Source organism: Curtobacterium sp. MCLR17_036 (genome assembly GCF_003234445.2).
In the GTDB taxonomy this organism is placed as follows: Bacteria; Actinomycetota; Actinomycetes; order Actinomycetales; family Microbacteriaceae; genus Curtobacterium.
On record NZ_CP126269.1, the window covers coordinates 1,802,644 to 1,820,638 of the forward strand.

A 17,995-nucleotide genomic window follows, 5' to 3' on the forward strand; every position below is an offset into this window, starting at 1 on the left:
GTGCTGGTACTCACGCGGAAGGTCGGCGAGCGGATCCTCGTCGGTGACGACATCGTCATCACCGTCCTCGACGCCCGGGGCGACGGGGTGCGGATCGGCATCGACGCCCCGCGTGGGGTGAAGATCCAACGCGAAGAGGTCGTGCGCGCCGTCACCGAGGCGAACGCCGAGGCAGCGGCCGCCGCTGCCGGGGCCGACGACGACGCCGAGGCGCGCCTGCGCCGGGCGCTCGGCGACCGCGGCGGGGCCGACCAGGCGTAGTCGGGCGGGGGCGCGCGGGCTGCGCGCTCGGGCGCCCGCGCACGGTCGCTGCGGCGCGGTGATCGTCGAGCGCGCCCCGAGGCGCGCCTCGCGCGGGGCGACCTCGTGGCGCGCCCCGCGGCGGGCGTCGCGCCCCGTCTCTTCGGGGCGCGACGACGCTGGCAGGGCGCGGACTGGATCCGGCGCGACGCAGCGCGGGCGCGGGCGCCTGCGTCCGCGGGCACCCGCGGGACGCGCCCCGAGGCGGGCGTCGCGCCCCGTCTCTTCGGGGTGCGACGACGCTGGCTGGTCGCGGACCGGATTCGGCGCGACGCAGCGCGGGCGCGGGCGCCTGCGTCCGCGGGCACCCGCGGGACGCGCCCCACGTCGGGGGTCGCGCCCCGTCTCTTCGGGGCGCGACGACGCTGGCGGGGCGCGGACCGGATCCGGTGCGGGTCGACCGGGCCATGGCGCTGTGGACGCGCGCGCGGCGGAGCGGCGCCGGCGGGGACGAGCCGACCCGTGCCTCCAGGCCGGACCGTCCGCACCGGGCGGCTACGCGCGGGGCTTCTTCTCCTGCTCGGGCAGACGACCGGCGGCGGCCTCGGCGGCGAACCACGCCGCGGCCTCGTCCTGGCGTGCCTGCTCCTCGCCGAGGGCGATCGGCGCACGCACGTGCCCGTCCTCGTAGCCGAAGGTCTCGAGCAGCCGGGGCACGATCGGCCGCAGCCGGGCCACGAGCCGGTCGACCCCGGCCGACACCGCCCGGGCCCGCTGCGCCGACAGGCGCCCGTGCACCAGGTACCAGTCCAGGTGCTGCTCGAGCAGACCGAGGGCGAACAGGTCGCGGAGCCAGACGAGCACCCGTCGGGTGTCGCCCTCGGGGACCTGCTCGAGGGCGTCGGTGAACGCGTCCCACTGCATGAGCTCGGCGTGCGCCTTCGCGGCCTCGATGAGCTCGTGCTGCGAGCGGTTCAGCAGCCGGGCCGCGCGGGCACGGTCCTTGCCCGCCGAGGCCAGGCGCATCCCGATCTCGGCGACCATCGTCTCGACGCGACCCGCGAGCAGGGCGCGCTGGGAGCCGGCGTCGCGCAGGTCGGCGACGGAGCGGGCCAGCGATCCGCGGTCGGCGACGCTCTGCCCGATGCGGCGCACGCCGCTGGCGTCGGCCAGCTTGCCGGCGGCGATCGACGCCGCGAAGCGCGCGGTCGCTGCCGGGTCCTTCGGGGCCTTCGCGCGGAACTCGGTGAGCAACCGCTTGCCGACGAGCTGCAGCAGGACGGTGTTGTCGCCCTCGAAGGTGACGTAGACGTCGAGGTCGGCGCGGAGCCCGGTGAGCCGGTTCTCGGCGAGGAAGCCCGCGCCGCCGCAGGCCTCGCGGCACTCCTGCAGGGTGTCGAGCGCCGACCAGGTCGACATCGACTTGAAGGCCGCGGCCTGGGTCTCCAGGTCCTCACGGCGCTCGGGGGTGTCCTGCCGCCCGCTGAACACGTCGTCGAAGGTGCGCAGGAGTTGCTCGTGGGCGAACGACTGCGCGAACACCGTCGCCAGGCGCGGGATCAACCGACGCTGGTGCCGGCCGTAGTCGAGCAGGACGCCCTCGGTGCCGTCCCCGGTCGGGAACTGGCGGCGCTGCGCGGCGTAGGTGAGCGCGATCTGCAGCCCGATCTTCTGCGCCACCACCGCGGCCCCGTCGAGCGAGACCCGGCCCTGCACCAGGGTGCCGAGCATCGTGAAGAAGCGCCGACCGGGCGAGGCGATCGGCGACGAGTACGTGCCGTCCTCGGCGACGTCGCCGTAGCGGTTGAGCAGGTTCGTGCGGGGGACCCGGACGTGGTCGAAGTGCAGCCGGCCGTTGTCGATGCCGTTCAGGCCGCCCTTGTAGCCGTCGTCCTCGCCGCCGACGCCGGGCAGGAACGCCCCGTCGGCGTCGCGGAGCGGCACGTAGAACGCGTGCACGCCGTGGTCGACGCCCTGCGTCACGAGCTTCGCGAACACGACCGCGGCCTTGCCGTGCAGGGCGGCGTTGCCGATGTAGTCCTTCCACGCTCCGCGGAACGGCGTGTGGATCTTGAACTCGCGCGTCTCCGGGTCGTAGGTGGCGCGGGTGGCGATGCTCTGGACGTCCGAGCCGTGTCCGGTCTCCGTCATCGCGAAGCAGCCGGGGACGTCGAACGAGACGATGCCCGGCAGGAACTCGCGGTGGTTGCGCTCCGTGCCGAGGTGGTGGACCGCGGAGCCGAACAGGCCCCACTGCACACCGGCCTTGATCTGCATCGACGGGTCGGCGGTCGTGAGCTCCTCGAACGCGGCGAGGTTGCCGCCGTGGTTGCTCTGGCCGCCGAACTCCTCGGGGTAGGGCCGCTGGATCGCGCCGGCGTCGACCAGGATGCGCAACTGGTCGAGCGTGCGGGCGCGCGCGTCGGCGTACGCCATCCCCTCGATCTTGTGCATCGCCGGGTCGAGCGCCAGCCGCCGCGAGGTGCGGCGGTCGTCCGCCCACCGTCCGAGCAGGAGCTGCTGCACCACGGCGACGTCGATCTGCACGTCCGTGTCCGTGCCCGCGGTCGGCGTGCCGCCGGCGGGGTCTCCGGTCGCGTCGGGCTTCGGCGCACCCTCGGTGACGACGCCGGAGGCGGGCGCCGCGTCGGCGTCGGTCGGGTCGGCGGCCCCAGCGGGGCGGGCGGCGGAACGTGCGGGTGCGGTGTCGACCATGGTCGGGGTCCTCCTGGGAACTGCGGTGTCCGGTGGCGCTCCGTCCACGCTAGACAGCCCGACCGTGTGCCGCTCGACAACGGTGCCGGGGGCACAACGGGCGAGCGTCGACGGCGCGGACCGGTCGTGGGAACCCTCCAACCGACTGACCCTTCGGCCGGACGCGAGCCGCCCTCGGGGAATCGGCGGAAGCAGGACCGAGCGGGCATCATGGCCGTCATGTCCCGCACCACCCCGTCACACAAGTCCAGCACCGAGCAGCCGGATCGGGGTGGCCGCACCTTCTTCGGACAACCGTTCGAGCTCTCGACCCCGTTCGCCGTCGAACTGTGGGAGCGCTTCTCGTTCTACGGCATGCAGGGCATCGTCCTGCTGTACATGTACTACACGGTGAAGAACGGCGGCCTCGGAATCAGCGAGGGCGTCGCGACCGGCATCATGGGCGCCTACGGCGGCGCGGTCTACCTGTTCACCATCATCGGGGCCTGGATCGCCGACCGGCTGCTCGGCGCCGACCGGACCCTGTTCGGCAGCGCCGTCGTCGTCATGCTCGGGCACATCGCCCTCGCGCTCATCCCCGGGGTCGCCGGGGTCGGCGTCGGCCTCGTGCTCATCGCGCTCGGGTCCGGCGGACTCAAGGCGACCGCCACGACGATCGTCGGCGGCCTCTACCGCCGCGACGACGTCCGCCGCGACGCCGGGTTCTCGCTGTACTACCTCGGGGTCAACCTCGGCGCCTTCGCCGGCCCGCTGCTCACCGGGTTGCTGCAGAACACGCTCGGCTTCCACTACGGGTTCGGCCTCGCCGCGGTCGGCATGGCCGCCGGGCTCACGCAGTACGCGGTGCGCCGGAAGCACCTGCCCGAGGTCGTTCGCGACGTCACCAACCCCGTCGACCGACGCCGGCTGCCGCTCATCGTCGTGGGGGCGGTCGTCGCCGTGGTGCTCGTCGTCGTCGCCGTGCTGACCGGTCTGCTGACCGTCGACACCCTGCCCCTCGTCGTGGTCGCCGTCGTCGTGCTCGCGACCATCGGCTACTTCGTCGTGATCCTGTCGAGCGGGATCACCCCGCAGGAACGCTCGCGCGTGTTCGCGTTCATCCCGCTGTTCATCGGCAGCGCGGTCTTCTGGTCGCTGTACCAGCAGCAGTTCACCGTCGTCACGATCTACTCGGACCAGCGGCTCGACCGGTCCGTGTTCGGCTCGGAGATGCCGGTGTCGTGGGTGACGTCGATCAACCCGGTCTTCATCATCGTGCTCTCCGGCGTCTTCGCGGCACTCTGGACCCGGCTGGGCGACCGGCAGCCGTCCACCCCGACGAAGTTCGGCCTCGGCACCGGCATCATGGGCGTCGCGTTCCTGCTCTTCCTGCCGTTCGTCGGCACCGGCGAGAACGGTACCCCGCTGCTCGCACTCGTCGGGATCCTGCTCGTCTTCACGCTCGCCGAACTCCTGCTGTCGCCCGTGGGCCAGTCGGTGGCGACGAAGCTCGCGCCGGCCAAGTTCCAGACGCAGATGGTCGCGCTGTTCTTCCTGTCGGTGTCGCTCGGCACCGCGGCCACCGGCGTCCTGTCCCAGTACTACGACCCGGAGCACGAGGCGCCGTACTTCACGGTGCTCGGACTCGTGGCCGTCGCGGTCGGCGTCGTGCTCCTGCTCGTCGCCAAGCCGGTGCTGAGGCTCATGCGCGGCATCCGCTAACCTGAGTGCAGCCGTACGCTCGCAACCAAGGAGTCACCCCATGCTCGAACTCATCGCAGGCATCATCATCGGCGTCGGCGTGCTCGGCGGCGTGGGCTGCTGCATGGCCGTCGCCGCCATGATGAAGAGCGGGTCCGAGGAGTACTGACCCGGACTACTCCGCGATGTCGGTCGTGACCGGCACCAGTTGACGACTCAGGACGGTCGCGCGCTCGAAGGGGCCGCGGCCGTCCTTCGTCCATGCGGGCTCCTCGAACGCGACGGTCCAGGTGCGCTGCAGCCCGCCGATCTGGCTGCCGCCCGGTGGCACGACCACGCCGATCGGCTCGTCGGCCCACTGCTCGCCGCCGCGGTCGGTGTCGACCACCTGCACGAGGGCGCCGATCCCGAGTCCGGGGCGGTCGTCGGGGCGGGGGCTGGGGGAGCGTCGTCCGAACACGCCAACACCGTACCGTGCGCATCCGACGTCCCGTCGGAGACCCGGTGCGGCACCGAGGTCGCACGACACGCCGCGCGACAGGCGCCGAGGTCGCGCGAAGTGCCGCTCGAGCCGCCGCCGGGCGGCACATCGTGCGACCTCGCGGCAACCGGGGCAACCGGGGCGTCGGGCGGGGGTGCCGGTGCGCCTCGGCCCTTCCGTGCGGGGACCGCCGGGCCGGGGTCGCGCAACACGCCGCGTGGACGGCGCCGAGGTCGCGCGAAGGGCCGTTCGAGCCGATGCCGGGCGGCAGATCGTGCGACCTCGGGGCAGCCGGGGCGACCCGCCCGCCCGCCCGACCGCCGTCAGACGGCGGCGGGCTCCACCCGGGCGATCTCGGTGATGGAGGAGTGGCCCGTCTCGGGGTGCTTGCGCATGGACAGGAGCCGCTCCATCGACGGCTCGAGCGCCGTGACCTTGTCGAGCGGTGCGCTGACGACGAGCTGGAACCCGAGCCGGAGCCACGCGGTGACCGCACGGCCCGCGAACTCCGAGTCCGCCTTGATGAACGCCTCGTCGAGGAACACCGGCGCGAACCGGGGCCGCGGCCGGGTCTCGTCGCCGAGCTGGTAGCGCAGGGCCGCGCCGACGATGAAGGCCACGAGCTCCTGCGTCTCACCGCCGGACTTGTCGCCGAGCGACGAGTAGACGCCGAGGTCGGCACCGGACGTGTCGTACCGGACGGCCGTGATCTCCATGTGCCGGCGGACGTCGAGCACGGCGTCGCGCTGCGTGGTCCGGCCGCCGCGCGGAACGGACGGGTCGGGCCGGATGACCGCCATGAAGCGCCGGAGCCGTCGGAACCGGGTCTCGAGCACGTCGTCGGTCAGCTCGGTGTCGACCGAGGCGGACAGGGCGCGGAGCTCGCGGCGGAAGGCGGTGACGTCCTCGCGGGTGACCCGGCGGATCTGGATCTTCAGGCGGTCCCGGTTCGCGCCGAAGGGCAGCTCCCGCAGGATCTCGTTGACCGGTTCCAGGCGTTCCTCGATCTCGACGACGGCGCGGTCGAAGGCACCGGCGAGCGGGACGAGGTCCTCGCCGCTCCACTGCGACAGCCGTCGACGCCACTCGCTCCGACGCGCGTGCAGGCCGGTCGCCACGATCTGGTCGAGGATCGCGTGGTAATCGGGGTACGACGCGACGCCGGTGCCGAGGTTCGGGTCGGGCCAGGCGTCCTGGTACCGCTGGAACGTCAGCGTCAACGAGGTCGAGGCCGCCGCGGCGCCGTCGAGCGCCTGGGTCAGCCGTTCCTCGAGCCGGCGCTTGAGCCGGCGGGTGGCGTCGTCGAAGCCGTCGATGCCGTCGGGCGCCCCGACCTCGTCGAACGTCTCGGACAGCAGCCTCGCCTGCGCGTCGTCGGGCAGCGACTCCGGGGTGTCGTCGAAGCGCGCGAGGATCTCGGCGGCGGCGTCCTGGCCGTCGACGAGGACGGCGTGCCGCTCGTCGAGCCGGGTGACGGAGCGGCGTGCGGCGGCCCGGCGGTCGGCCGCCTCGTCGAGGGACGCCCGGAGCCGGCTGACCGCCGAGCGCAGGGTCCGCAGCCCGTCGTCTGCGGAGAGCAGTGCCTGCCGTTCCTCGTCGAGGCGCGCGAGGGACTCGTCGGTGCCGGAGACGTCGATCGCGGCCCACGTGACGTCGACCACGTGCTGGTGCGCGGCGCGGAGCACGTCGAGCGCGCTGCGGTCCTGCGCGACGTCGGTGCGGCGGGCCTCGAGCGTGGCGAGGTCCTGCGCGATCGAGGCGAGCTCCTGCTCGACCGCGGCGACGCGGGCCTCGTTCGTGAAGCCGATGACGTTCGACTGCCGGCGGTCACCGTGCGCGCCCCGACGGCCGTCGCGCAGCTGTCCGGACTCGGTGACCCGGCGTCCGCCTCCGCCGAGGTCCGATGCCGAGGTGACACAGCGGGCGTCGGTGCGGTCCGACTCGATCCGCTCGCGCACCCAGGTGCTGAACGGCGACGGCTTGATGGCGAGCTTGCCGGAGACCATGGCCGGGTCGCCGTCGAGGTCCAGGTGCGGGCCGGTCGGCACGCCCTCGAACTGCACGCGCACCGGCAGGCGCAGCGCGTCGATCGCCTCGCTGAAGTCGGCCAGGCGGTCCTGGTCGACGAGCAGCGTCCGGGCGACGGGGGCCAGGACGGACTCGATCGCCGTGCGCCAGCGTTCCTCGCCGGGCAGCACGTCGAGCAGCTCCGCCACGAACGGCAGTTCGGACGGGTCGATGCCGGCGGCGCGGGCCATGGCGAGGCGGGCCTCGTGCATCGGCAGCGGCATCGCGCCCTGCCGGTGCTCGAGCGACTGCCGCTCCTGGCGCAGGGACCGCTCGCGGTCGAGGAGCGGGTACTCCTCGCGGGTCAGGGCGTCGCGGCGGTCGTCCAACTGCGAGCGTGCCTCCGCGTACGTCCCGAGGAAGTCGTGGGACGCCCGCTGGGCGCTCGTGAAGCCGGCTTCCGACGAGAGCGACGCCGCCAGCCCGAGCACGGCGGTGCGCTCGTCGAAGGTGGTGCGGGTGCGGACCACGGCGTCGCGTTCGCGGCCGAGCCGGTCGATGCGGTCCTCGAGGTGGGCGAGCGCGTTGCCGCCCTGGTCGCGGAGCCGGGCCTCGGCGTCGCGGAGCTCGATGTCGACGGCGGTGTGCCGGGCTTCGGCGGCCTCGACCTCGGCGCGGGCCGCGGTGCGCTCACGCGCGTTGCGGGCGACCTCGTCGTCGAGCAGCGCACGCTTCCGGGTGGCGGTCCAGTGCGCGAACGGGGAGACCTCGGCGCCGGTGGCGATGCCGTCGAGTGCCGCAGCGGCCTCGGTCGCGCGCGCGATCTCGTCGTGCAGGTCGGTGATGGGGGAGAGGATGCGCACCTTGCGCTCCTCGGTGTCCATCGCCTCGTACGCCTCGTCCAGCGCCGAGAAGTGCGCGAGGGCGCGGTCGGCCGCCTCGTACGTGCCCGGGGTCTCGAGCACGAGCGACTTGTAGAGCGCGTCGACCGTCGGCAGGTGCTGCCCGGCCTGGATCCGGGCGAGCAGGCGCATCGCGCGGTTGCCGCCGCCGGAGTCGCCGATGCCGAGGCGGGTCTGCAGGGTGTACGCGAGCTCCTGGTAGGTGTCGCGGATGACGAGCCCCGGCACCCGGCCGGTCAGCTCGAGGTGGTGGAACCGCGACGGCACGAACTCCTCGAGCCGGCGCAGGTCGAAGGTGTCGTCGACCGTCGCCATGGTCATCTGGATGTCGCCGACGCCCCGTGCACGCTTCGGCACGATGTACGCGCGCAGCACGGTGAATCGTCGCTCGTCGTCGTTCCGGAACGTGACCGCCGCCGCACCCCACGTGGTCTGGTCGTCGCCGCGCAGGTTGACGTCGCGCAGGGCGCCGGACTCGGGGTCGCGCCGGGTGTCGACCTTGCCGCGCAGGTAGGTGAGCAGGTTGCGCTGGTCCGCGCTGCGCGCGCGGCCGGTGGTTGCGTCGTTCGAGGCACCGTTGAACGGCACGTCGGACGGCATCATCACGGCCAGGTAGGCGTCCATCAGGGTGGACTTGCCGGTGCCCGATGCGCCGGAGATGAGCGTCGCCGTGCCGGACAGCTCGACCTGCCGGTGGCCGTGGAAACCGCCCCAGTTGACGACCTGCATCGACTCGGCGCGCCACTGCGCGACCGTGTCGAAGAGCGCCGGGATCTCGAACGTGTCGGTCACGCTTCCGTCTCGCCTTCGTCGTCGGTGTCGGTCTCGGCTTCGCCGTCTGCCGGGAGGCCCGGGTCGTCCCTGTCGGTCGGCTCGCCGCCCGGGGCGGTCGCCTCGCCCTGCGCGGTGGTGGTCCGCAACCAGGCGTCCAGTTCGAGCAGGCGCTCCAGGGGGAGCAGCACCTCGACGACGCTCGCCACCCGGAAGCGGTCCGGGTCGGAGGTGCGGATGAGGATGCGCGCCGTCACGAGGCGCTCGATGGCCTTCGCGACCCGGCCCTCGTCGCGGGTGCGGTCGGTCGCGGTCGCCGGACGGAAGCCCGCCACGTGCCCGAGGATCTCGGACCGGTCGACCACGACCTGGTCCGGGCCCGGTCGGGCGTCGGCGCGCAGGCGCATCCGCAGGTAGACGAGGACGATCGTCTCCTCGCGGGTGTACGGCAGGTCGCGGAGCAGGGTCGGGAACGTGCGGCGCTGGCTCTCCGACCGGGCCTGGCGCTTCCAGGCGACCTCGCGGTCACGGTCGACGTGCAGCTCGAGGAACAGGTCGTTCAGGCGGGACCGCAGCTGGTACTCGGCATCGAGGACCGCACGCCACTCGTCGGGGTGCGTGCGGGAGCTGACGTACGAGTGCCGCAACAGCGCCACCAGGGCCCGCCGCTGGTGCTCGTCGAGCCGGCCCTCGTCGCCCTCGAAGAGGGCGAAGCTGGACTCGTCGCGCTCGTCGTCCTGCAACTCGGATGCGGGGTCGTCGTAGGGGACCGTCTCGTCGACCGGTGCCGGCGTCGTGTCGCTCACCGTGCCTCCTGTGCGTGCTCGTCGTGTGCGTCGCCGACCGGTGTGCGCTCGTCGGTGAGTGCGGCGGTGGGCATGTGGAAGGTGACGGGACTGCCGTCGGGACGAACCGTGCGGTGCTGGGCGAGGTGCGTGGCGGACTCGAAGTCCTCGCGCCCCGTCAGCAGGTGCGCCAGGCCGAAGAGCTCGACCGGCCGCCGCTGCTCGGGCGGCAGCCCGTGGAACGCGTCGACGCTGGAGTCGGCCTCGGCGAAGCGGAGCGCCGCGCGCAGCTCGGTCAGGAGCGGCCCGCCGTGCCTGCGGAGCATCTCGACGTCGAGGTCCTCGAAGACGTCGTCGTCGGGCTCCTCGATGGGCGGCGGCACGGACTCGGCGTCCGGGTCGTAGAAGCGCTCGCGCAGCGTGCCGACCTCGGCGGCCGCCGGCAGGAGCGGCAGCGGGATGCGGTCGCGCGCGCCGCCCTGGTCCATCAACGTCGCGAGGCCGCGGTTGATCGAGCGGAGCACGGCGTCGAGCTCGCGGTCGCGCACCACGTCGTGCGCGACGATCTGGTCGCGGAGCGTGGCGGTGAGCTGGCGGCGCTGGGCGAGGACGTCCTCGATGCCCTGGCGCAGGATCGTCACGGTGTTGCGGAAGGCCCGCCGCTCGCCCGCGCCGAGCCCCTGCGCGAACGGGTGCGACAGGATCGTCGCGATGTCGTCGCGGAGCCGCAGCAGCAGGGCGTCGTCGCGCAGGAGCTCGAACGCGCCCTCGAAGGCGCGGCCCTCGGGGGTGGCCTCCATCAGGTTGTCCGTGCGCGCCAGGTAGTCGTCGAGGATCTCGCCGATGGGGCGGACCTCCTGCCGGAAGTCCTCGACGATCGAGCGGTGCATCGTCGCGACCGCCTCTTCCACGCGCTTGAAGTCGCTCGGCAGCTGGCGGATGAGGTCCGAGATGTTCGTGTACCCGTCGCGCATCCGGTCGTCGTCGACGGCCACGACGTCGTCGCCGTGCTCGAGCCGCTCGCGCTCGGCCTGCAGTTCGGCGATCTGGGCGTCGATCCGGCGGATCTGCACGTCGGGATCGGGCTCGGCGCGGGCCGCCCACCGGTGCACCGCGTCGACGATCATCGCCAGCCGGCTCTCGCTGATGAGCGCGCGGTCGGCCGACAGGGCGTCGACGAGGCTCAGGGCTTCGAGCGCGTGGCTCGTCAGCGAGTACTGCTCGTCGCCGTCGGGGGAGTTCGAGCGCACGAGCCACTGCGCACCGACCCACTCGCGGCACAGCGCGCGGCCGTTCGGTCGGGCCTCCTGCTCGCCCTCGGCCTGCTCGCTGGCGGGGACGCGTGCGCCGGCGGCCTGCAGACGCGCGACGTGCTCCTCGACCTGCAGGTGCATGCGGTCGGCGGGGACGTACTGCACGTCACGGTCGAACACCGTGCGGAACACGGCGAGGACCGTGGCGCTGGTCGGCCGGGACATGAGCCGCAGGGTCGGACGGTCGAGGACCGCTCGGACCCGGGCGAACTCGAGGTCGACGTCGGTCATGCGCCCCTTCGTCCGATCGTGCTGGTGGTCCGGCCCGCGTGCTGCGGACCGGGGAGATGACAAGAGCCCGACGCTGCTGCGTCGGGCTCTTGTCGGTGGTGTGCTTGTTGCTACGTGGGCGATACCAGACTCGAACTGATGACCTCTTCGGTGTGAACGAAGCGCGCTACCAACTGCGCCAATCGCCCCCTGCACTGTTCGTGCGAGTCGATAGTAGCGGATCTGCGGCGGTGCACCGAACACGGCGCGCGCCCCGGGTGTGGCGCGGCGCCCGACGGACCTGCTGAGGGGCCTCGATCCGCATGAACACGGGGGACACGCCCGGTGAACGGGATGAATTTTGGCGGAAGTGCCCCGGTGCGTATAGAGTTTACGTCGTCGCCGCGACAGCGGAACGACAAGTGCGGATGTGGCGCAGTGGTAGCGCATCACCTTGCCAAGGTGAGGGTCGCGAGTTCGAATCTCGTCATCCGCTCGAGTGTGGTCTTCTCCGGAAGACCGCGACTCACCAGAGGGTATCCCACCGTTCGGGTACTCACGGAGACGTGAACCTCGATGGTGGGGTGGCCGAGAGGCTAGGCAGCGGCCTGCAAAGCCGTCCACGCGGGTTCGAATCCCGTCCCCACCTCCAGTTCCACACTCCTCTGGGCGATTGGCGCAGCGGTAGCGCGCTTCCCTGACACGGAAGAGGTCACTGGTTCGATCCCAGTATCGCCCACCACAGAAAGCCCCCGGGTAACCGGGGGCTTTCGTCGTTTCCCGACCCGTCGGTGCTGCGGTGCGGAGCGCGTCGCCCGTCGTTCGACCACGGGACTGCCCACACGGCCCGGACGCGCCGCTCGCCGTCTGCTCGCCGAGGGAGTCGCGGGCGGACACGGCCGCGCGGCACGCCGCGACAGCGATCACGACGGATCGGTGCAGACCACTGGTCGCCGCTGCGACGCACCACCGAGCGCAGCCGTCGGTCACCCGCCCGTCGTCGGGCCGTCCCGGACTCCGGAGAGGTCGTCGATGCTGTAGACCGTCGGTGCCGGCACGGAGAACGGCGTGTGCTCCCGCCACCAGAACGAGCCGCCGCCGACGGTGAACGAGTGCGGCCCCTTCGAGCGGTTCAACGCCCGGGCGATGTCGTCTCGGTCGTCGTTCGAGACGCCGCGCGTCAGGGTGAGCCGCCCGCAGTCCGACGTCTCGATGCCGACCCCCGCGCGGGATGATCCGATGCCCCTGACGGAGCGACTGGACACGGTGACGGCCTCGGCAGCGGTGACGGTGCAGGTGACCTGCTCCTGGTGTGCGGCGTCGTAGGCGTTCGCGACGGACAGGCCGGGGAACGTCAGCAGGGTGGCGAGGAAGACGCCGACGATGAGCAGCATCGACAGCAGGTCCCGGACGGGCGCCGGGTGTTCCTGGACGGTCAGCTTGCCGAAGAAGGTCCGGAACGCCGTCCACTCGTCGCCGGTGTTCTGGTCGAGCCAGTCGGTGAGCGCGTCGTGGTGCAGGTGGAACCGGTTCGTGGTGAAGCCGCGGCCTCGGGCGGTGGCGGCGCTGATGACGGTGTTGCCCTTGCCGGAGGCCCGGAAGTGCACGAGTTCGCCGGGGCTGATGACCTGCGTCCGGCGGAAGCCGCGGGTCACCTCGAGACGGTCGGGGAACACCTCCACGCGGGTGCGGAGCGAGCCGACGGACAGGAACAGTGTGAACGCGCCGACGAGCAGCAGCAGCCCGCTCGTCCACTCGCGCGTCGCCCGGACGGCGCCGAACACCTCGGGGCTGCACGCCAGCCACAGCCCGGCGGCCACGACACCGGTCCCGAGCGCGGTCCACGCCACCGGCGTGGTCCGCTTGCCGCGCACCGTCACCGGCCGCACACGTTCTCCCCCCGTCACCCCTCGACCGTACCGAAGGGGCGCTGCCGGCGATGCGCAGGCCGGTCGCGGGCGCGGCGACGGCTCACGCCTGTTCCCGCTTCCGCTGGAGTCGCCGGTTGCTGCGGACCAGCCACGTCCAGCACCCGGCGCCGACGGCCGCGAGCGCGACGCCGACCAGGAGCACCTGCACGTGCACACCGGTGGCGCGCGAGCGCACGCCTGGGGCCTCTCGGTCCGCGAGCACCGCGTGGTCGACGTCGTCCGGGTCGTACAGGATCTGCAGCTGTCGGCCGACCTCGTAGACGTCGCCGCAGGCGGCGTGGTCCACCGAGTCCCACGTGTGCGGTCTCCCGTTCGCCATCCCCGTCACCTGGGGCACGCACTCGGTCCTGCCCGGTCCGAGGCCGTCGGTGAAGTGACGCACGTCGACCTCGTCGACGGTCCCCGTCGTGGCCGTCGCGACCGCGCGGAACTCGTCGTCCTGGTGCGATCGGTACCCGTCGGCGACGAACCCAGCGACGGCGCCGAGGACGAAGACGGCCCCGAACAGCGGCGCGACGACGAACGCCGCGAGGAACCCCGCGCCCGCGGCGATGGTCCTCCAGGCGCTGCCTCGGCGTCCGGCGGGACGTCCCCGGTCGGTCATGGTCGCTGCTCCTCCTGTCGGCGTCCCCGGGCCGGGGCAGCAGCCGCCGCCGGCCTCTGCATCCGGAGGACGGTCAGCCGCTGCGCCCGCGGGTTCGTCGACGCCCGGAGCGCGGCGAACCGCGCACCGGCGCCTCGGGGTCCCCGGACGACCGCCGCGGGTCGAGCGTCATCGACTGCCTCGCTGCTGCGGAGCAACGCGCCCGCGACGGATCCACCGAGCTCGGCCATGCACCAGACCCTACGTGGAGCGGCTGTCCCTGGGTGTGCAGCACGAGCGCACGGGCCCCTCCGGCCAGCGCGGGCTGCTCCGGCGCGGAGCACGCCGTCCGCGCGATCACCGATGGCTCCGTCTCGACGCAGAGGGCGACGTCGCCAGCGCCCAGTGCTGAGGACGACGTGCGGGCGCTGCGCGCAACGCTCATCGACCCGACGCGCGACGCGACGCGACTCGACGCGCGACGCTGACCCGTCCGTGCACAGACCGGGCTACGCTGACCGCCAGGGGAACGACGGGGGAGGACGTGAACGACGACCACCGCCGAGCCGAGCAGCACCCGGAGCACGGACCGACTCGTCGCACGCACCGGGATCGTCCTGGCGCTGGCGATGTCCTTCCTGCCGCTCGTCTGCCTGACGGTCACCAGCTCCTCCGCAGCGTGGACGGCCGTCGGCATGACCACGGCGTTCGCAGTTGTCGTCTCCGCCTGTTCCTCCGCGGCGGTGGCGGACACCCCGCTCGACGAGGACCCTGGCTCGGACCACGCTGCACCGGCCTGACCGCTTCGATCCGACCAGCACCCCCACGACCGTTCTCGGAAGGACTGCACCCGTGCTCGACCCCGCCCACAGCGACGCCTTCCCTGCAGACTCCTGGCCAGGAGCGCTCTCCAGCTCCTGGCCCGACGAGGAGACCCCGCAACGTGCCATCGAGGAGGCGAACCGCAAGCGGTCCGTCTACCGGAGAGTCGCCCGCATCGGGTTCGTCCTCGCGCCGGCGATGTTCTTCCTGCCGCTCATCGTGCCGCTGGTGACTCGCGAGTGGCACGCCTGGGTCATCATCTGCATGACCGCAGCGTGGGCGGTACTCGTCTCGGCGTGCTCGTTCGCCGCGATGGCGAACACCAGACCCGGTGGTCATCCCGGCGTCCATCAGACGTGGGCGGTACCCACAGCCGTCATCGTGATGGTGCCCGGCGGGCTCGCCGCCTTCTTCCTGTACGGGGCCGTCATCCACTGGCTCTACCTGTTGTCGAGGTGACCCCACTTCGGGAGGAATCACTGCAGGTGGTCCACAGCGAACGCCTTCCCGACGGCGCCGTCGACGGCAGGAGCGAAAGGCACCGCATGCCGGTCTGCGCACCCGAAGCGTTCGAGACCTCTGCCTCACGAGAGGGCGTCGCCGCGTCCCCTACGGTGGAAGGCAGACCTGAGGGGGAGCGATGCCGCGTGTCCGCGATCTGGCGGGAACCGCCATCATCCCCTACCCGGACGTCTTCCGCGGGGAGCCGCAGCAGGTCGGGCAGTGGGCCGAGATGGAGCGGGAACTCCTGACCCACATCGACGACGCCGCGGTGCACGGTCCGGACCTCATCAGCGGCAGGGCGAACTGGCGATGGGTGTTGTGGCCGCGGAACGCGGACCAGCAGCGGTACGACGACACGAGAGGCTCGGCCGGGTTCGACGGACGTGTTCCCGCCCTCACAGCCTGGCTCGAGGATGCCGGAGCGCTCACCAGCATGCCGGCCGCCGACGCTGCAGCGCTCCTGACGGACAGCATCGTGCACGCGAGGGTCGGCGGCGACGAACCGCCGCTCGAGGAGCAGTTCATGCGCGTGCACCCCGAGGCGATGCTGGCTGTCTACCCGCAGCTCGCGACCGCCGACCGGGTCAGCGCCAACCCGTGGATGCCCTTCACCGCACCCACCACGTGAGCCGCCTCAGCGGGTGGTGGGAGTAGGTCGACGCGGAGCCACAGCCGAGCGTCGTCAGCCTCGGCCGTCGCCGTCACCCGTGCGTGCCGACTTGCTGGCTGTCATCGCGACGTGAAGGGGTGGTGGGAGCGGCGGTGCGGTTCGGTCGATCATCTTTTGCCCAATGGGCATGATTGCGCATTGGGCAAGTTCTGGCTACGGTGAGTCCATGGCAGCAACCCCGTCGCTCCGCGACCAGAAGAAGGCGGCACTCCGCGACGAACTGAGCGTCACCACCGTGCTGCTGGCACGCGAGCGCGGCCTCGACAACGTCCGTGTCGAGGACATCGTCCGCCAGGTCGGCGTGTCCCGCCGGACGTTCGGCAACTACTTCTCGAGCAAGGAGGACGCGATCGCCGACCGCCACGTGCAACGTGTCCGGGCGGCGGCGACCGACCTCGCACAGCACCCGGACGACGAGCCGCTGTGGGCAGCGGTCACCGCGGTCCTGCTGGCGCCGTACCGGGCACGAGCGGTGGGGCCGTCCGGGGACGACCAGAGCGGCCTCACGGCCGTGCTCGCGACACCCGGCATGCAGTCCGCGGTCGATCGTGGCGCCCGGACCGCGAACAGCGTCCTCGCGCAGGCGATCGCCGCACGGCTCGGTGTCGAGCGCGACGATCCGCTGCCGGCGGCCGTCGCGGCGGCAGCGCTCTCCACCCTGCTGACCACCTTGGAGTCCTGGGCGTCGAGCAGCGACGCGGGCCCGCTCGAGCCGATGCTCGTCGCTGCCTTCCAGCGGCTCGGCAGCGGCTTCGACCGCCTGCACGTCTGACCTCCACCCGCACCGTCCGGAAAGGCTCTTCCTCATGTACGACGTCCTCATCGTCGGTGGCGGCCCCGTGGGCGTCTTCGTCGCCTGCGAGCTGCGACTCGCGGGTGCGAACCCGCTGGTCCTCGAACGTCTCCCCGCGATCAACCAGTGGGACAAGGCACACGGCCTCACCGGCCAGGTCGTCCGTCTGCTGGACCAGCGCGGCCTGTTCGAGCGGTGCGCAGGGGTGGCCGAGCCGTCCCCGGCTCCGGCCTTCTTCTTCGGCGCGCTCCCCGTGCCGCTGCACGTGCTCGGCGAGCGCAACCCGATGTACCTGCTGCACATCAACCAGCGCGACCTGGAGCGCGTCCTGAACGAGCGCGCCGCCGAGCTGGGCGTGGAGATCCGTCGCGGCGTCGAGCTGCGGTCCTTCCTGCAGCACGACGACCGCGTCGACGTCACCGTCGTCGACACCACGACCGAGGTCGAGAGCACGCTGTCGGCTCCGTACCTGATCGGGAGCGACGGGGCGCGGAGCACCGTCCGCAAGCAGTCCGGCATCGGTTTCCCCGGGAACACCGACCGCCACGTCGTGGACCGCACGGCGCTCATCGCCCCGACCGACGTGTTGGTCGCAGCCGGCCCCGGGAAGGTGCGCGTCGCCGGACTCGGCGAGATCGCGGCAGCGTTCCACCGGACCGAGACAGGAGTCGCGACGATCGCGCTCCACGACCCCGAGCACCCGCTGGTGTACACCGCGGAGTGGGAGGACGAACCCGAGGGCAGCTTCCCCGGTGACGGGGCAGCGATGACCCTGGCCGAGATGGAGGACAGTCTCGAACGCGTCCTCGGTGTCCGTGTCGCCCTCGCGCCTCCCGCGCAGGGACACCCCACCCTGCTGCGTCGGCTCTCCGGCAGGAACACCCGCGTCGCCGACCGCTACCGGGACCGTCGCGTGTTCCTGCTCGGCGACGCTGCCCACGTCCACTCCGCCGCAGGCGGCCCCGGGCTGAACCTCGCACTGCAGGACGCCGCGAACCTGGCGTGGAAACTCGCCGCCGACCTCGCGGGCACGGCGCCGGCAGGGTTGCTCGACACCTACGAGTCGGAACGCCGGCCGCTCGGACAGCGGGTCTTCATGCAGACGCAGGCGCAGACGGCGCTCATGGCGCCCGGGTCGGACGTCACGGCGCTCCGCGACCTCTTCGCCGAGATGCTCACCGACACGGGCACGGTGCAGCGCATCGCGGACCTGCTCGCAGGCGCCGACGTCCGCTACCAGACGGGTGCCACCGATCCCGACGGCCCCACCGGTTGGTTCGCGCCGTCCGCGCAGCTCACCCTCGCCGACGGCACCCGTCGCCGGGTCCCCGAGCTGCTCCACGCCGCACGTCCCGTCCTGCTCGACGACGACGGCAGCCTGCGCGACGCTGCTGCGCCCTGGTCGGACCGGGTCGACCACATCGGACTGGCACCGGGGAGCGGACTGCCGTCGATGCTGATCCGACCCGACGGCTTCGTCGCGTGGTCGCGGACCGACCCCACCGACGTCGGGACGGCACTCCGGACCTGGTTCGGGGAACCGCGCGGCGCTGCGATCAACGCCGCCGCGACGATCGGGGCGTGACAC

The 17,995-nt window shown here is 72.5% G+C and carries 14 protein-coding genes and 4 tRNA genes; 10 read left to right on the forward strand and 8 right to left on the reverse strand.

The window, feature by feature from the left end; translation table 11 throughout:
- Positions 1 to 261 (forward strand): carbon storage regulator CsrA, encoded by a 261-nt coding sequence (csrA, locus tag DEI99_RS08515; RefSeq protein ID WP_071255195.1) that lies wholly within the window; start codon positions 1 to 3, stop codon positions 259 to 261.
- Positions 262 to 795: 534 nt separating this feature from the next.
- Here the strand turns inward: csrA and DEI99_RS08520 are convergent.
- The gene (locus DEI99_RS08520; RefSeq protein WP_111042441.1) at positions 796 to 2,955 is read right to left on the reverse strand and encodes an acyl-CoA dehydrogenase family protein; all 2,160 of its coding nucleotides are present in this window, start codon (positions 2,953 to 2,955) and stop codon (positions 796 to 798) included.
- Between the two features lie 219 nt (positions 2,956 to 3,174).
- On the opposite strand from DEI99_RS08520, the gene DEI99_RS08525 reads away from it, so the two are divergent.
- Positions 3,175 to 4,656 carry a peptide MFS transporter gene (locus DEI99_RS08525; RefSeq protein ID WP_111042462.1) on the forward strand — a complete coding sequence of 494 codons (1,482 nt, stop codon included), beginning with the start codon at positions 3,175 to 3,177 and terminating at the stop codon, positions 4,654 to 4,656.
- 154 nt (positions 4,657 to 4,810) lie between these two features.
- Here the strand turns inward: DEI99_RS08525 and DEI99_RS08530 are convergent, their stop codons facing one another.
- The 5 genes from DEI99_RS08530 to DEI99_RS08550 all read right to left on the reverse strand — a co-directional run bounded on the left by DEI99_RS08530 (position 4,811) and on the right by DEI99_RS08550 (position 11,313).
- Positions 4,811 to 5,095 (reverse strand): hypothetical protein, encoded by a 285-nt coding sequence (locus DEI99_RS08530; RefSeq protein WP_284180994.1) that lies wholly within the window; start codon positions 5,093 to 5,095, stop codon positions 4,811 to 4,813.
- 344 nt (positions 5,096 to 5,439) lie between these two features.
- Positions 5,440 to 8,817, reverse strand: coding sequence for an ATP-binding protein (locus DEI99_RS08535; RefSeq protein ID WP_111042951.1), 3,378 nt, complete (start codon positions 8,815 to 8,817; stop codon positions 5,440 to 5,442).
- The gene (locus DEI99_RS08540) at positions 8,814 to 9,602 is read right to left on the reverse strand and encodes a DUF4194 domain-containing protein (RefSeq protein WP_111042950.1); all 789 of its coding nucleotides are present in this window, start codon (positions 9,600 to 9,602) and stop codon (positions 8,814 to 8,816) included. The genes DEI99_RS08535 and DEI99_RS08540 overlap by 4 nt, the downstream gene beginning before the upstream one ends.
- A complete protein-coding gene (locus DEI99_RS08545; RefSeq protein WP_111042949.1) occupies positions 9,599 to 11,125 on the reverse strand; it encodes a DUF3375 family protein in 1,527 nt (508 codons plus the stop codon). Before DEI99_RS08545 ends, DEI99_RS08540 begins: the two co-directional genes overlap by 4 nt.
- Before the next feature lie 115 nt (positions 11,126 to 11,240).
- Positions 11,241 to 11,313, reverse strand: a tRNA-Val gene (locus DEI99_RS08550).
- Between the two features lie 215 nt (positions 11,314 to 11,528).
- Between DEI99_RS08550 and DEI99_RS08555 the strand changes: the two genes are divergently transcribed.
- The 3 genes from DEI99_RS08555 to DEI99_RS08565 all read left to right on the forward strand — a co-directional run bounded on the left by DEI99_RS08555 (position 11,529) and on the right by DEI99_RS08565 (position 11,846).
- A tRNA-Gly gene (locus tag DEI99_RS08555) sits at positions 11,529 to 11,600 on the forward strand.
- Between the two features lie 82 nt (positions 11,601 to 11,682).
- Positions 11,683 to 11,756: transfer RNA gene (locus DEI99_RS08560), tRNA-Cys, on the forward strand.
- A 15-nt stretch (positions 11,757 to 11,771) separates the two neighbouring features.
- A tRNA-Val gene (locus DEI99_RS08565) sits at positions 11,772 to 11,846 on the forward strand.
- Positions 11,847 to 12,090: 244 nt separating this feature from the next.
- Here the strand turns inward: DEI99_RS08565 and DEI99_RS08570 are convergent.
- Both DEI99_RS08570 and DEI99_RS08575 read right to left on the reverse strand, forming a co-directional pair.
- Entirely contained in the window at positions 12,091 to 13,011 is a 921-nt protein-coding gene (locus DEI99_RS08570; RefSeq protein ID WP_146247203.1) for a hypothetical protein, read from the reverse strand.
- A 64-nt stretch (positions 13,012 to 13,075) separates the two neighbouring features.
- Positions 13,076 to 13,639, reverse strand: a complete 564-nt coding sequence (locus DEI99_RS08575) for a DUF3592 domain-containing protein (protein WP_111042947.1) — start codon at positions 13,637 to 13,639, stop codon at positions 13,076 to 13,078.
- Between the two features lie 608 nt (positions 13,640 to 14,247).
- Here DEI99_RS08575 and DEI99_RS08580 point away from each other — a divergent pair.
- From DEI99_RS08580 to DEI99_RS08600, 5 genes are all read left to right on the forward strand, one after another.
- Positions 14,248 to 14,418, forward strand: coding sequence for a hypothetical protein (locus DEI99_RS08580; RefSeq protein WP_181434535.1), 171 nt, complete (start codon positions 14,248 to 14,250; stop codon positions 14,416 to 14,418).
- A 52-nt stretch (positions 14,419 to 14,470) separates the two neighbouring features.
- Positions 14,471 to 14,899, forward strand: coding sequence for a hypothetical protein (locus DEI99_RS08585; protein ID WP_111042946.1), 429 nt, complete (start codon positions 14,471 to 14,473; stop codon positions 14,897 to 14,899).
- Between the two features lie 181 nt (positions 14,900 to 15,080).
- Complete coding sequence (locus tag DEI99_RS08590) at positions 15,081 to 15,572, forward strand: hypothetical protein (protein ID WP_111042945.1); 492 nt, start codon at positions 15,081 to 15,083, stop codon at positions 15,570 to 15,572.
- 208 nt (positions 15,573 to 15,780) lie between these two features.
- Positions 15,781 to 16,386, forward strand: a complete 606-nt coding sequence (locus tag DEI99_RS08595) for a TetR/AcrR family transcriptional regulator (RefSeq protein WP_181434534.1) — start codon at positions 15,781 to 15,783, stop codon at positions 16,384 to 16,386.
- Between the two features lie 34 nt (positions 16,387 to 16,420).
- A complete protein-coding gene (locus DEI99_RS08600) occupies positions 16,421 to 17,992 on the forward strand; it encodes an FAD-dependent monooxygenase (RefSeq protein WP_111042943.1) in 1,572 nt (523 codons plus the stop codon).
- Positions 17,993 to 17,995: the final 3 nt, after the last annotated feature.